The following is a 14,999-nucleotide window of genomic DNA, read 5'->3' on the forward strand; positions in this document are numbered from 1 at the left end:
GTCAGGCGGCGACCGTCACGCCCAACTTCTTCGCCGCCAGCATCCGCACGATCGACGAGGCGGCTTCACGACCGTCGTACACCGCGCGCACCACGAGATCCGCACCGCGCACGTTGTCGCCGCCCGCGAATACCTGCGGATGGCTGGTCTGGTGCGGAAGATGACCCTCGGCACCCGTCACGATGCGACCGCTGCGATCGCGGGCGATGCCGAAGGCGTCGCACCACGACGGCGGGCTCGGCTGGAAGCCGAAGGCCTGGATCACCACGTCGGCGCGCAGGTCGGTTTCGCTACCTTCGACATTGCGTGGACGCGGACGCCCGTCGCCGTCATCCACCAACTGCGTCTCGACCACGCGCACCGATGTCACCCGGCCTGCATCGCCAACAAGTGCAATGGGCTGGCGCTGGAACAGGAAGCGAACACCTTCCTCGCGGCTGTAGCCGACTTCGCGACGCGAACCCGGCATGCTCGGCTCGTCGCGGCGATAGACACAAGTGACCGACGCAGCACCAAGACGGATCGCGGTGCGATTGCAGTCCATGCCGGTATCGCCGCCACCCAGCACGACGACGTGCTTGCCGGCGAGGTCGTACTCCGGCAACGGTGCTTCGTCACGCAGCAGGCGTTCCGTGTTGGCGATCAGGAAGGGCAACGCATCGTGCACACCGACGAGGTCGCGGCCTTCGAGCTGGCCGTCGACATAGGTATAGGCACCCGTGCCAACGAACACGGCATCGTAGTCGGCGAGCAATTCATCGAACTCGATGTCGCGACCGATGTCCACGCCAAGATGGAAACGGACGCCCATGCCTTCCAACACCATGCGACGTGTCTTCACCACATGCTTGTCGAGCTTGAAGGGCGGAATGCCGAAGGTAAGCAAGCCACCGATCTCGTGCTGGCGATCGAACACATCGGCGGCGATGCCCGCGCGACGCAGGCGATCGGCGCAGGCAAGGCCGGCAGGCCCCGCGCCCACGATGGCGACGCGCGCGCCAGTTTCCTTCACGCGCGACAGATCAGGGCGCCAGCCCTGGCGGATCGCCTCGTCGGTGACCCAGCGTTCGACGCTGCCGATGGTGACCGCGCCAAATTCGCCTTGCTCCAGGGTGCAGGCACCTTCGCATAGGCGATCCTGCGGGCAGACACGGCCGCAGATCTCGGGCAACGGGTTGGTCTCGTGCATGAGCGTGGCGGCCTCGAAGAGGCGACCGTCCTGCACCAGCTTCAGCCAGTTCGGAATGTAGTTGTGGACCGGGCAGGCATGCTCGCAGTACGGGTTGCCGCAATCGATGCAGCGCTCGGACTGCTGCGATGCCTCCGTGGAGGCGAAGTCGCCGGAGATTTCGCCGTAGCCGAGCACGCGCACGGCAATCGGCACCGTCCGCGGCGTCTGCCGCGGCACCTCGAGGAAACGGAAGTCCTTTGCGCTCATGCCGCGCTCCGCAGTTCTTCGGCCAGGGCGTCGAGGCTGGCAGCCTTGGGCTTCACCAGCCAGAAGCGTTGCAGCAGGCCACGGAAATCACCGAGCACGCGCTGGCCCCAGGCACTGCCCGTGAGTTCGGCGTGGCGGGCGATGAGCTGGCGCAGGTGCTGCATGTAGTGCTCCATGCCCTCGTGCGAGATGCGCACGATGTCGACGAGTTCGTGGTTGTAGCAATCGACGAAATTGCGATCCAGGTCGAGCACGTAGGCGAAGCCGCCGGTCATGCCCGCGCCGAAGTTGAGTCCGGTGCGGCCCAGCACGGCGACGACGCCGCCGGTCATGTATTCGCAGCAGTGGTCGCCCGCGCCTTCAACAACTGCCAGCGCGCCGGAGTTGCGTACGGCAAACCGCTCGCCGACCTGTCCGGCGGCGAACAGTTCGCCACCTGTCGCGCCGTAGAGGCAGGTATTGCCGATGATCGAGGCGTCCTGGCTCTGGAACGGGGAATCGTCCGGCGGACGCACGACGATGCGACCGCCCGCCATGCCTTTGCCGACGCCATCGTTGGCTTCGCCGATCAGTTCGATATGAACGCCACCGGCATTCCACGCGCCCAGGCTCTGCCCCGCCGAACCGTGGAGGTGCAGGTTGAGCGGCTTGCCGGCCATGCCGGCATCGCCCCAGCGACGGGCCACGTCACCGGACAACCGCGCACCGATCGCACGATCGGTGTTCACCACCGGATAGCGGAAGGTACCGCCGAGTCCATCGGTGACGGCCTGGCGCGTGTCTGCCGAGATACGGCTGGCGAGCGCCGCCGGATCGCGCATCGGATTGCGTGCGAAGGTGCAGGCGAAATCAACCTTCTGGCCAAGGCCATCGGCGGTGACCAGCGGTGAGAGGTCCAGTCGATCCTGCACCGGCGTCACGCCGTCGCGGCGCTCCAGGCGATCCGCCTGGCCGATCAGTTCGGCGAGCGAACGCACGCCCAGCCGCGCGAGGTGGAGACGCACGTCCTCCGCGACAAAGCGGAAGTAGTTCATCACCATGTCGGGCAGGCCGAGGAAGTGATTCTGGCGGAGCACCGGGTGCTGGGTCGCCACGCCCGTGGCGCAGTTGTTGAGGTGGCAGATACGCAGATACTTGCAGCCCAGCGCCACCATCGGCCCCGTGCCGAAGCCGAAGCTTTCCGCGCCGAGCATCGCGGCCTTGATCACATCGAGGCCGGTCTTCAGGCCACCATCGGTCTGCAGGCGCACGCGACCGCGCAGGTCGTTGAGACGAAGCGTCTGCTGGGTCTCGGCAAGGCCAAGCTCCCACGGCGTGCCCGCGTACTTGATCGAGGTGAGCGGACTCGCACCCGTACCGCCATCGTGGCCAGATACGGTGATGAGGTCCGCTCCCGCCTTGACCACGCCGGCAGCGACCGTGCCGACGCCCGCGTGCGACACCAGCTTCACCGACACCAACGCCTGCGGATTCACTTCCTTCAGGTCGTGGATGAGCTGGGCGAGGTCTTCGATGGAATAGATATCGTGATGCGGCGGCGGCGAGATGAGGCCGATACCGGGCTTCGCGTAACGCAGGCGGGCGATGGTCGCGTCCACCTTGTGGCCCGGCAGCTGGCCGCCTTCGCCGGGCTTGGCGCCCTGGGCGATCTTGATCTGCAGCACTTCGGCGTTGACCAGGTAGGCCGGCGTGACGCCAAAGCGGCCGGATGCGACCTGCTTGATCTTCGAGGCCTTGTCGGTGCCGTAGCGCGAGGGATCTTCGCCGCCTTCGCCCGAATTGCTTCGCGCGCCCAGGCGATTCATCGCGATGGCAAGCGCCTCGTGCGCTTCCGGCGACAACGCGCCGAGCGACATGCCCGCCGAGTCGAAACGCTTCAGGATCGCTTCCACCGGCTCGACCTCGTCGAGCGGCACCGGGGTGTCCTCACGCGGCACGAGCAGGTCGCGCAGGGCCGATGGCGGACGCGCGTCGACGTAGTGCGCGTACGTTTCGTAGTCCTTCCACTCACCCGTGCGCACCGCCACCTGGAGGCTGGCGATGACATCCGGGTTGTACATGTGGAACTCGCCACCGTGCACGTACTTGTAGAGGCCACCGGCGCGCAGGGACTGCGCTTCGTCCCAGGCTTCGGCGGCGAGCAAGCGTTGCTCGTGCTCGAGGTCGGCGAAGGTGGAGCCGCTGATGCGGGAAGGCGTGCCAGGGAAGCAGACGTCGACGACGTCGCGGGACAATCCGACGATCTCGAACAACTGGGCGCCACGGTAGCCGGCGACGGTCGAGATGCCCATCTTGGAAAGAATCTTCAGCAGGCCCTTGCGGATGCCGCGGCGATAGTTGCGGCCGATCTCGCGGGGGGCGCCTTCGCCGTTGCGGATGTGACCGCTGCGGCCCATGTCGAACAGGCTCTGGTAGGCCAGCCAGGGGTAGATCGCGGTGGCGCCGAAACCGAGCAGGCAGGCGAAGTGATGCGGGTCGCGCGGCGTCGCCGTCTCGACCATGATGTTGCATTGACATCGCAGGCCGCGATCCACGAGGCGCGCATGCACCGCACCGGTCGCCAGCAACGAATGGATCGGCAGCAGGTCGCGGCGCGGGTAGCGGTCGCTCAGGAAGACGATGGTTACGCCACCGCGCACGGCCGCTTCCACGTCGTCGCAGATACGGGCGAGGGCCTGTTCCAGGGTCTCGTCTGCGCCGTACATCAGGTCGAAGCGCGGCGTGTTGGCGTAGTCGGGGTTGGCGAGGATCTGGCGAAGCTTGCGCTGCGACAGGATCGGCGAGTTGAGCAGGATCTGCTTCGCGTTCTCCGGCCCGAGGTCGAAGATGTTGCGCTCCTGGCCGATCTGCGTCACCAGCGACATCACCAGGCGCTCGCGCAACGGATCGATGGGCGGGTTGGTGACCTGGGCGAAGCCTTGGCGGAAGCGATCGTAGAGCGGACGAATCTGCCGCGAGAGCACCGCCATGGGCGTGTCGTCGCCCATCGAGCCCGTGGCTTCCGCCTCGGATTCGGCCAGCACCTTCAATACCGACTCGCATTCCTCGCGCGAAAGACCGTAGAGCTTCTGGTAGCGACGAAGCTCCTCGGCGGGCAGCGGCTCGGCGGCGAGGCTGGGGTCGATCAGGTCGGATTCCAGATAGGTGACGCCGTTGCGCAGCCAGTCGCGATACGGTGCACGAGCACGATTGATCGCATCGATATCGGCATTGCGCAGCAGGCGATGTTCGCGAAAGTCGACTGCGATCATTTCGCCCGGCGCGAGACGCCCCTTGGCGACGATGCGCGACGAGGGTACGTCCCACAGGCCCGCTTCGGAGCCCACGATGAGATGGTTGTCGTCGGACAGCGCCCAGCGCGCCGGACGCAGGCCGTTGCGGTCAAGCGTGCATGCGGCATAGCGACCGTCGCACATCACCAGGCCGGCAGGGCCGTCCCAGGGTTCGCTGTGCAGCGCGTAGTACTCGTAGAACGCCGCGAGGTCCTCGTCGATGTCCTCGCGTGCGGCGTAGGCCGGCGGCACGAGCACGCGCATCGCGGTGATGAGGTCCATGCCGCCCATGAGCAGCACTTCGAGGGCGTTGTCGAGGCTTTCCGAATCCGAACCGTTCTGGCGCACCAGCGGACCGATGTCCGACAGATCGACCTTGTCCGAGCGCATGACCGAGCCGCGTGCCTGCATCCAGCGACGGTTGGCGCGAATCGTGTTGATCTCGCCGTTGTGGGCGAGGAACCGGAACGGCTGCGCGAGGCGCCACTGCGGCGAGGTGTTGGTGGAGAAACGCTGGTGGAAGACCACCGCGTCGGCGACAAGCGCGGGATGCCGAAGGTCGGCGTAGACATCGCGCAGGCGGCCCGGCGCGGCCATGGCCTTGTAGCCCACCACTTCGCCCGAAAGCGATACGACATAGAAGTGCGGATCGTCCTTCGCACGCTGCTCGGCACGACGTCGCGCACGAAATAGCGCTGCCTCGAAGGCGGCGGGCGAGAGATCGCCCGGCGAATCGACGAACACTTGACGCACGCGCGGCATGGCGGCCGCCGCGAGAGGGCCGCAGGCATCGGCATTGACGACAACATCGCGCCAACCGGCTACACGCAGGTTCACGGCGTTGAGTTCGTCCTCGAACGCCGCGACCGATGTCTCGTCGCCCGATGGATCGAGAAAGACAACGCCGGCCGCGAAATGCGTGGCGAGGGAAATACCGGATTCGCCGGCCAATGCACGGAGCCATTCCACCGGACGGCGGAATAGCACGCCGCAACCATCGCCGCTCACGCCGTCGGCGTTCACGCCACCACGATGGGAAAGACGGGCCAATGCGTCGAAGGCCGTATCGACGAGCTTCGCACTCGCATGGCCATCTATCTGCGCGACGATACCAAAGCCGCAGCTGTCGTGTTCAAACGCCTCATCATAGAGGCGCGGATTGCCTTGCTTCACCATCCGCCTCCTCGTGGCATCGGGTTGTGCTGGGTCGTGCGCGCACGTGTTCCCACGACCCAGGACGGGCCAACCTCACGTACACGCGGATAGGCATGCGCCCCACTTTAGACATAATTGCGGCGCTGCGTCAAAGGCATTCGGACGTCCATATGAAAATCGAACGGAATTGTTACAAAGCGGCCGTGGCAGGTACCCCTGAGGGGGCATGTCTGCGCGATGGGACGGGAAGGGGACGCCCATGACTCGACCCTGTCGCGCGCAAGCGCGCTCCTACAGGGGTGGCGGCGGGATGGGTCATAATCCGGGCCATGCGCCCAATCCGAATCCCGTCCGCCCTGCTCGCCACCGCCCTTGCCCTCGCCCCCCTCCCGGCCGCGCTCGCCGCCCAGGACGGCAAGGCGCGGACCGAGCAGGACCAGGCCCGGCAGAAGCTGGACACCGTGCGCAAGGACATCGAGTCGCTCACCAAGGAGCAGCGGGATACCGCCAACGCCCGCGACAGCGCCAATGCCGCCCTGGCCAAACAGGCCGAGCAGGTCTCGGCGGCCGCCCGCGCCGTCCGCGACACTGACGCCGAGCTGGCCCAGCGCAAGCACGACCTCGACCAGCTCGGCGAACAGAAGGACCAGATGCAGCGCGGCCTGGATGCGCAGAATGGCGCCCTGGGCGACCTGCTCCGCGCCACCTATACGCTGGGCCGCGGTTCCGATCTCCAGTTGCTGCTGGGTGACGAGGATGTGAACCGCATCTCGCGCGCCCTGACCTACTCGCGCTACTTCCAGCAAAACCGTCTCGAGCGCATCAAGGGCCTGCTCGCGGATCTTTCGCGCCTGCAGGAGGTCGAAGCCGCCATCACCGCCGAACAGCAGAAGCTGGAGGCGACCCGGGCCGAGCGTGGCAAGCGCGCGGCGGAACTCGAAAAGCAGCGTGGCGAGCAGCAGAAACTGGTGACCGAGGCCAACTCCAAATACAAGGACCAGGCCCAGCGCATGGCCGCCCTCAAGCAGAACGAGCAGGACATGAACGCCCTGGTCACCCGCCTGCAGAAGGTCATCGACGAAGCGGCCAAGGCCGCCGAACCCGCGCCGTCGCCCAAGGGCGGTCCAGCCGCCGCGCCGCTGGGCAATCTGCGCGGCAACCTGCCGTGGCCCGCCTCCGGTGCGGTACATGCCTATGGCAGCGGCGTGATCATCGTCGCGCCACACGGCAGCGAGGTGAAGGCCGTGGCGCGTGGCCGCGTCGTCTTCGCCAACTTCCTGCGCGGCTACGGCATGATGATCATCGTGAACCACGGAAACGGTTTCATGAGCATGTACGGCAACAACGAAACGCTGCTGCACGGCGTGGGCGACATGGTGGAAGCCGGCGAAGCCGTCGGCACCGCCTCGGCGCCGGTCGGTGACAGCGGCGCGTATTTCGAGCTGCGCCAGGGCGGCAAGCCCATCGACGCGCGCGGCTGGCTCGGCAAACGGCATTGATCCTGGAGAAAGGCATGCGTCAGCACCCCCTTCGCCTCGCCCTCGCGCTGGTTCTCGGCGCCGTGGCGACCCTTCCCGCCCAGGCGCAGCAGTCGGCGAAACCGGTGAAGCAGCCGGACGCGCCCGCCGCGTCCTCGACGACGGCCGCCAAGGTCGCAAGCCAGGCCGACGACGCGGTCGATCTCGACGACATCCGCAATTTCACGCGGGTGTACCACATCGTGCAGCAGGCCTATGTCGAGAAGCTCGACAACAAGACCATCATGAAGGCCGCCATCAGCGGCATGCTGCAGAACCTCGATCCGCACAGCGAATACCTCGACAAGGACGGCCTCGCCGAACTCGACGAGGACACCACCGGCCAGTACGGCGGCCTCGGCATCGAAGTGCTCCAGGTGGACGGCTCGCTGAAGATCGTCGCCCCGATCGACGACACGCCCGCCTCACGCGCCGGCATCAAGCCGGGCGACATCATCCTCAAGGTCGACGGCATGGTGGTCGATGGCCAGAACATCGACGATGCCTTCAAGAAGCTGCGCGGCGATCCGGGCTCGAAGATCACCCTGACCATCCTGCATGAGAAGTCGGACAAGCCCATCGACATGCCGCTGGTGCGCGAGCGCATCAACGTCACCAGTGTGAAGGTACGCCAGCTCGAACCCGGCTACGTGTACATCCGCCTGAGCCAGTTCCAGGAAGACACCTCCACCGACCTGGACAAGAAGCTCTCCGACTACATCAAGAAGTACGGCGCACCCAAGGGCGCGGTGCTCGATCTGCGCTCCAACCCCGGCGGCCTGCTGACCAGCGCCGTGGGCGTGGCGGACACCTTCCTCAACAGCGGCGGCATCGTCAGCACCAAGGGACGCCTGCCGGACGCCAACCTCAACTTCGATGCACACCCGGGCGACCTGCTCAACGGGGCGCCGATGGTGCTGCTGGTCGACAACGGCACGGCCTCTGCCGCCGAGATCGTCTCCGGTGCGCTGAAGGACAACCATCGCGCGCTGATCATGGGTCGGCGCACGTTCGGCAAGGGCGTGGTGCAGACCGTGCTGCCGCTCGACCAGGACCACGCGGTGAAGATCACCACGGCGCGTTACTACACGCCGAATGGCACCTCGATCCAGGCCGAAGGCATCAAGCCGGATATCGCCCTGGCCGACCTGGCCGTGAGCAAGGGCGACACCGGGCCGTCGTTGATCGGATCGGAAGCGGAGCTGCGCAACCATCTGGCCAATGAGAAGACGGACGCGGACGATGCGAAGACCGTCACGACCGACGACGACGGGAAGCTGGCCCTTGAGGACTACGCGCTGTCGCAGGCGTTGAATGTGTTGAAGGGGTTGTCGCTCGTCCGGAAGTGATCGGGTAACGGGGTTACCAGAATTTCCACCAAGGGCGCGCCGCACGGGCCATCCGGCGGCGCAGCCGGCGCGATGCGGCACGCGGAATGGCCTCCTGGCCAAGCTTCCAGCCATCGAACGCGGTCAATCCGTAAGCTGAGGCGGCCAGGTCGTACTCGAAGCCGGTGACGGTCTCCGCCAGTTCCACCGGCAGCGCGAGGAAGCAGTCCACATCGTGGCCTTCCTCGTCGGCGAGATCTTGTTCCATTTCGAAACGCGCATGAAGCACGTCGAAGGCCGACGGCAGCGTGCCGCTGGTGACTAGGATGCGGACATCGCTTTCGCTCGCCCCATGTTCCACATGCCAGGCCACTTCGCCCTCGACGTAGCAGGTGGCGAAACTCGTACTGGACGGGTCGTACTGCACGCCGATCACCTGGCAGCCCTTCGATAAAGGCAGCAAGGTGTCTTCGGTGAGCAGGGGCGAAGCGAAGCGGGTGACCACCACGAACCAGCCGGACGGCAAGGCGATGGCGAAGCCGCGCTTCGCATGCGTCGAGGTCTCGGCGTGGGCGACCAGGTCCAGCTCGGCGAACACCGCGTCGCCCGGCTTACCCTTTACCGCCAGCCAGCCGAGGGGCGCGGTCATCGGCCCTACGTCCGCTCGCCGGGCTTGAGCAGGAATCGCACCGCCAGTAAGCCCAACTCGTAGAGCAGGCACATCGGTACCGCGAGCATGACCATCGAGAGCAGGTCGGGTGGCGTAATGAAGGCCGCGATGGCGAACGCACCCACGATGGCGTAGCCACGACCCTTGCTCAGTTTCTCGGCATCCACGATGCCGATCGCCGCGAGGATCACCACGGCCACCGGCACCTCGAAGCAGAGACCGAAGGCGAAGAACATCAGCATCACGAAGTCGAGGTAATGCGTGATGTCCGTCATCATCGCCACGCCGTCCGGCGTGACCGCGTTGAGGAACTTGAACGCGGCCGGCAGCACGACGAAATAAGCGAAGGCGCAGCCGGAATAGAACAGCACCAGCGACGCTACCAGCAGCGGCCGGGCCAGGCGCTTCTCGTGCTTGTACAGGCCCGGGCTGACGAAGGCCCAGAGCTGGTAGATGATCATCGGCATGCTGATGAACAGCGCTACGAAGAAGGCGAGCTTCAACGGGGTGACGAACGGGCTGGCCACTTCGGTCGCGATCAGGTGAGCGCCCTGCGGCATGCGCTCGACCAGCGGCTTGGCCAGCTCCGCATACAGGTGGTTCGCCACCGGCACCAGGGCCAGCAGCACCAGCTGCAGCACGACGATGGCCCGCAACAGGCGCGAGCGCAGTTCGATCAGGTGGGAAAACAGGCCCTCTTCGACGGCGTCCTCGGCGGACGGGTCGGGGTCAGCTGCGGTCATGCGGTTCGTTCCTGGGCGCCTCCGGCGGCGTGTCGTGGGTCACGGCCGGGGTCTCGTCCTTGGTCGCCTGGGCGACCTGGGTCTCGGTGAAGGTGTCGCGGACGCGTTCGCTCGTCTGGCGCATGTCCGCACCGGCGGCACGCAGGTCGTCACGCACGCTGTCGTGGGTGGCGCGGGCGCTGTCGGCGGTCTCGCGAAGGGTGCGACGAATCTCCTCGGCCTGGATCTCGCGCTCCACTTCGGAGCGGACGCTGTCCCAGCCGTTGCGGACCCTGCGAAGCAGGGCGCCTGCCGTACGCGCGGCGTGCGGCAGGCGCTCCGGACCGAGGACGATGAGCGCCACGATCCCGAGCAGCAGCAGTTTGCCGAAGCTGATCTCGATCATGGTGGCGCCAGGGTCAAGGAGTGCGGTCGTGCGACTCGGCGTTCTCACGCTGGGCGGTGGACGAGGCGGCCGGCGGCGGGTCCGCGCGCAGCTTCTCGCCTTCGCGACGGGATTCCTCGTCGCCGTCCATGCCCTTCTTGAAGTCGCGCATGGCGCCGCCCAGATCCGAGCCGATGTTACGCAGCTTCTTCGTACCGAAGATCAGCACGACGACGAGCAGCAGGAGGACGATATGGGTAATGCTCATGGGAACCTCGAAGGCCCGGTAGGGGCCGGTGGGACGGGACGACGCGGGGGCGCCGTCACTTCTGAGTGTACTCTTCCAGTTTATCCCGGAAATTCACCACTTCGTTGGGTACATTCTCAACGCCGTTTTCAAAAATTCTCCGCGCCGTGACGCCCTTGCCGTAGATGGCCTCGTTGTAGTCGTCGTCGATGCCCAGGCGGGCGCCGTCCAGCGCGATGCCTGCGAACAGGCCCTTGCTGCGCGAATACGAGTAGATTTCAGCCTTCAGCTGGCCGTCGGTGGCCGCCGTAGCCGTGCGGCCCACGGGGCCCGCCGCCGCCGAGGCGTCGGCGCCCAGCGTGAATTTGCCGTTGACGATGTTGTCCACGCCGCGCGTGGTGCGGAACACCAGGATCACATCGGTGGACGAGACGCCGGCCTGGAAGCCGATGCTGCCGCCGGTCATGGCGATGAAATTGGGGTTGGACCAGGTACCGTCCGGCGACTTGATGGAAATCAAGCCGTTACCGTGACGTCCGCCGAAGATCAGGCCCGCCTTGATCATGCTGGGAATGACGGCGATCGCCTTGGCATTCTTCAGCAGGTCGGCCGGAAGCTGCTTGTCCGGGGCGCCGTCCTTGGTGTTGAACATGTCGTTGAGCACCTGGACCGCGTCGCTGGACTGCTTCAGGGCTTCGTCCCGACGGGATTCGGCCTGCGCCGCAAACGCGGGCAGCATGGCCAACAGGCCAAGAACGAGCAGGCGGGAGAGACGTTGGGTCATCAGTGGCTCCTATCGGTCGCGAGGGGCATCGAAGGCTGCGGCAATGGATACGAGCGGCGCCGCACCACGCTGTGGCAGACTGCTGCGATCCCCGCGACAGCCGTCAAGCCGATGCCAGGTACGCCCAACTATACCGGCCTTGCCGGGTATTCCCATGACATTCCCGCCCGGACTGGCGTGCTGCTGGTTAATCTCGGTACACCCGAGGCGCCCACGGCGGCCGCGGTGCGTCCGTATCTTGCCGAGTTCCTCGGCGATCCGCGGGTGATCGAGTACCCAAGACTGCTCTGGATGGCGATTCTGCACGGCGTGATCCTGCGCGTGCGGCCGAAACGCTCCGCCCACGCCTACGCCCGGATCTGGACCGAGCAGGGCTCGCCCCTGCGCGTCGGCAGCGAAGCGCTGGCCGCCGCCCTCCAGTCCGAACTGGACCGCCGCCTGCCCGGCCCGGTGACCGTCGCCCTCGCCATGCGCTACGGCCGTCCCGCTGTCACCGAGACCATCGCGCGCCTGCAACGCGAAGGCGTCCGCCGCCTGCTGGTGCTGCCGCTGTATCCGCAGTACTCCGCCACCTCCACGGGCAGCGTGTTCGACGCCGTGGCCGACACGATCAAGACCTTGCGCTGGCCGCCCGAACTGCGCCAGGTCAACGATTACCATGCCGAACCGGCCTATATCGCGGCGCTGGCCGACAGCGTGCGTTCCCACTGGGAACGCCACGGTCGCGGCGAAAAGCTGCTGATGAGCTTCCACGGCATCCCCGAGCGCTACCTGCATGCCGGCGATCCGTACTTCTGCCAGTGCCATGCCACTGCGCGACTGCTCCGCGAAGCGCTCGGCCTCACCGACGAGGAAGCCCCGATCAGCTTCCAGTCGCGGGTCGGCCGCGAGCGCTGGTTGCATCCATACACCGACGAGACCGTGCGCACCCTCGGCGCCACCGGCATCCGTCGCATCGACGTGATCAGCCCCGGGTTCGCCGTGGACTGCCTGGAGACGCTGGAAGAAATCGCCATGCAGAACGCCGACTTCTTCCGCGAAGCCGGCGGCGAGACGCTCAGCTACATCCCCTGCCTCAACGCCGAACCCGCGCATGTGCAGGCGCTGGCCGACCTCGTCACCCGGCACACGCAAGGCTGGCCCGAAACCGCTGCCGGCTACGACGCCGCCAAGGCGGCGACGCAGCTGGCCACCTCGCGCGAACACGCACGCCAGGTGCGTTCCGATGCGTGAACTGCGTTTCGAGATCCCCGGCCTGGAACTGGCCGGCCTGTCCTGGGGTGAACCGGACGCGCCGCCGCTGGTGATGATCCATGGCTGGCTGGATAACGCGGCCAGCTTCTCCCTGCTGGCGCCACGGCTCGCCGAACGCTTTCACGTGATCGCGCTCGACCTGCCCGGCCACGGCCACTCGCAACACCTGCCGCCCGGCGCCGTCTACCAGCATGTGGACTACGTGCGCGCCATCCTCGCCGCCGCCGACGCGCTCGCCTTGCCCCGCTTCCACCTGCTGGGCCATTCGCTGGGCGCCGGTGTCGCGACGATGCTGGCGGTCGCCGCACCGGAACGCGTCCGCGGTCTGGCCCTGATCGAAGGCCTCGGTCCACTGGGCGACGACGGTTCGCGAACGCTGGAACGTTTCCGTGAAGCGATGGCCATCGCTTCGTCCGGTAATCGACCGCTGCGCAAGTTCACCGACATCGACGAAGCCGCGCGTGCCCGCGCCATCGCCAGCGGCCTCGACGCCACGCTCGCCCGTCCCATCGTCGAACGCGGCCTGCGCGAAGTGATCGGCGGCCACAGCTGGCGCAGCGATCCGCGCCTGTCGAAGACCACGGCCATCCGGCTCGCCGAAACCCAGGTCATGGCCCTCCTGCTCGGCCTCGCCGCGCCGACGACGCTGCTGCTCGCCCGGCCGCATGCGCCCTACCTGGAACCGGAGGCCATGCAGATACGCATCGACTGCGTCGACGACATCCGCGTCACCCATATGGACGGCGGCCACCACCTGCACCTGGAACATCCGCAGGCCGTCGCCGACTGGGTGCTGGCCGCGTTCTGATGCTGCGCATCGTCACGCGGCTGTTCCCGCTCTGGGCGATCCTCGTCTCACTGCTCGCGTATGCGGCACCGGGTGTCTTCCTGCCCGCCGCGCCATGGATCAGCCAGTTGCTCATGCTGGTGATGTTCGGCATGGGCGTGACACTCAGCGTGGACGACTTCCGCCGCGTGCTACTACGTCCCGCACCCGTCGTGGCCGGCACGTTCCTGCATTACCTCGTGATGCCACTCGCCGCCTGGGCGCTGGCGAAGCTGTTCCGCATGCCGCCCGATCTCGCTGCCGGCATGATCCTCGTGGGCAGCGTCGCCAGCGGCACCGCGTCGAACGTAATCATCTATCTCGCCAAAGGCGATGTCGCGCTGTCGGTGACGCTATCCTCGATATCCGCGCTGGTCGGCGTCGTCGCGACACCCCTGCTCACGCGCCTGTACGTGGACACGCGCATCGCTCCCGATACGCTCGGCATGCTGCTCAGCATCGTGCAGATCGTGGCGCTGCCGATCGGGCTGGGCCTCATCGTGCATCACACGATGGGACGCGTCGTGAAGCGCATCGAGTCTGTGCTACCCGTCTTCTCGATGCTCTGCGTGCTGGTGCTGATCGGCATCGTCGTCGCTGGCAGCCAGGCCTCGATCGCGTCCGTCGGACTCGTCACCTTCCTCGCCGTGGTACTGCACAACGGCATCGGCCTGCTCGGCGGCTACTGGGGCGGCAAGCTGTTCCGCTTCGATGAATCCACCTGCCGCACGCTGGCGATCGAGGTCGGCATGCAGAACTCAGGACTCGCGGCGACGCTGGGCAAGCTGTACTTCTCGCCACTCGCCGCACTTCCCGGCGCCTTGTTCTCGGTATGGCACAACCTCTCCGGATCCATGCTCGCCGGCTACTGGTCCGGCCGCCCCACCTCGCAAAAACCCCTGTAGGAGCGCGTTCGCGCGCGCCCCCGCGCAGCGGGCCAGGTGATCGGCAACGTGTGATCGCGCCCCACGTCGTTCCAGCGTTCGCTGGAACGACGGTGAGGTCATTTGCGAGGTATGCGACCTGTAGGAGCGCGCTCGCGCGCGACCCCGCGCAGCGGGCTAGGTGATCGGCAACGTGTGATCGCGCGCCCACGTCGTTCCAGCGAACGCTGGAACCCAGCGCGATGCGATAGGTTGTCGCGACGACGTTACCTACGTAAAAGCCGATGCAGCGCCACCGCATGGCTGGCAAACCGAGGCGGTGGGTTCCGGCCTGCGCCGGAACGACGGAGCGCCTCGTCGCACCGGCGCAGGCCGGTGTCCACGGCGATGCGCCCGGTTATCGCATCCCGTCTTTTTGTAGGAGCGCGCCTGCGCGCGATGCCAGACTGCCGCGAGCACCCATCGCGCGCAAGCGCGCTCCTACAAGGTCACCGTAACGTTCGGAGAGCCGTCGGGC

The 14,999-nt window shown here is 66.7% G+C and carries 12 protein-coding genes; 5 read left to right on the plus strand and 7 right to left on the minus strand.

Annotation, left to right across the window (positions count from 1 at the left end; genetic code table 11):
- Window position 1: 1 nt before the first annotated feature.
- Both GAK28_RS10200 and gltB read right to left on the minus strand, forming a co-directional pair.
- Window positions 2-1,438, minus strand: a complete 1,437-nt coding sequence (locus GAK28_RS10200; RefSeq protein ID WP_291778129.1) for an FAD-dependent oxidoreductase — start codon at window positions 1,436-1,438, stop codon at window positions 2-4.
- On the minus strand, window positions 1,435-5,886 hold the full coding sequence (gltB, locus tag GAK28_RS10205; RefSeq protein WP_291778132.1) for a glutamate synthase large subunit: 4,452 nt from the start codon (window positions 5,884-5,886) through the stop codon (window positions 1,435-1,437). The genes GAK28_RS10200 and gltB overlap by 4 nt, the downstream gene beginning before the upstream one ends.
- Window positions 5,887-6,194: 308 nt before the next feature.
- Between gltB and GAK28_RS10210 the strand changes: the two genes are divergently transcribed.
- Together GAK28_RS10210 and GAK28_RS10215 are read left to right on the plus strand one after the other, a co-directional pair.
- Window positions 6,195-7,364, plus strand: coding sequence for a peptidoglycan DD-metalloendopeptidase family protein (locus GAK28_RS10210; RefSeq protein WP_291778135.1), 1,170 nt, complete (start codon window positions 6,195-6,197; stop codon window positions 7,362-7,364).
- A 14-nt stretch (window positions 7,365-7,378) separates the two neighbouring features.
- Window positions 7,379-8,731, plus strand: coding sequence for a S41 family peptidase (locus tag GAK28_RS10215; protein ID WP_291778138.1), 1,353 nt, complete (start codon window positions 7,379-7,381; stop codon window positions 8,729-8,731).
- Between the two features lie 13 nt (window positions 8,732-8,744).
- Here the strand turns inward: GAK28_RS10215 and GAK28_RS10220 are convergent, their stop codons facing one another.
- Genes GAK28_RS10220 through GAK28_RS10240 form a run of 5 tightly spaced genes read right to left on the minus strand, consistent with a single transcriptional unit; the run spans window position 8,745 to window position 11,518 of the window.
- Window positions 8,745-9,359 (minus strand): hypothetical protein, encoded by a 615-nt coding sequence (locus GAK28_RS10220; protein ID WP_291778141.1) that lies wholly within the window; start codon window positions 9,357-9,359, stop codon window positions 8,745-8,747.
- A 5-nt stretch (window positions 9,360-9,364) separates the two neighbouring features.
- Window positions 9,365-10,123, minus strand: coding sequence for a twin-arginine translocase subunit TatC (gene tatC, locus GAK28_RS10225; protein WP_291778144.1), 759 nt, complete (start codon window positions 10,121-10,123; stop codon window positions 9,365-9,367).
- On the minus strand, window positions 10,110-10,508 hold the full coding sequence (gene tatB, locus GAK28_RS10230) for a Sec-independent protein translocase protein TatB (protein ID WP_291778147.1): 399 nt from the start codon (window positions 10,506-10,508) through the stop codon (window positions 10,110-10,112). The genes tatC and tatB overlap by 14 nt, the downstream gene beginning before the upstream one ends.
- A gap of 13 nt (window positions 10,509-10,521) precedes the next feature.
- Window positions 10,522-10,755, minus strand: a complete 234-nt coding sequence (tatA, locus tag GAK28_RS10235) for a twin-arginine translocase TatA/TatE family subunit (RefSeq protein WP_291778150.1) — start codon at window positions 10,753-10,755, stop codon at window positions 10,522-10,524.
- Window positions 10,756-10,810: 55 nt separating this feature from the next.
- Window positions 10,811-11,518: a lipid-binding SYLF domain-containing protein gene (locus tag GAK28_RS10240; protein ID WP_291778154.1), complete on the minus strand. Its 708-nt coding sequence runs from the start codon at window positions 11,516-11,518 to the stop codon at window positions 10,811-10,813.
- Window positions 11,519-11,629: 111 nt separating this feature from the next.
- On the opposite strand from GAK28_RS10240, the gene hemH reads away from it, so the two are divergent.
- From hemH to GAK28_RS10255, 3 genes are read left to right on the plus strand one after another with little or no spacing between them, the layout of a single operon-like run.
- Window positions 11,630-12,751, plus strand: a complete 1,122-nt coding sequence (gene hemH / locus GAK28_RS10245; protein ID WP_291778359.1) for a ferrochelatase — start codon at window positions 11,630-11,632, stop codon at window positions 12,749-12,751.
- Entirely contained in the window at window positions 12,744-13,580 is an 837-nt protein-coding gene (locus GAK28_RS10250; protein WP_291778157.1) for an alpha/beta hydrolase, read from the plus strand. The genes hemH and GAK28_RS10250 overlap by 8 nt, the downstream gene beginning before the upstream one ends.
- Entirely contained in the window at window positions 13,580-14,503 is a 924-nt protein-coding gene (locus tag GAK28_RS10255; RefSeq protein WP_291778159.1) for a bile acid:sodium symporter family protein, read from the plus strand. Before GAK28_RS10250 ends, GAK28_RS10255 begins: the two co-directional genes overlap by 1 nt.
- Window positions 14,504-14,999: the final 496 nt, after the last annotated feature.

The organism is Luteibacter sp., from assembly GCF_009912395.1.
GTDB lineage: Bacteria > Pseudomonadota > Gammaproteobacteria > Xanthomonadales > Rhodanobacteraceae > Luteibacter.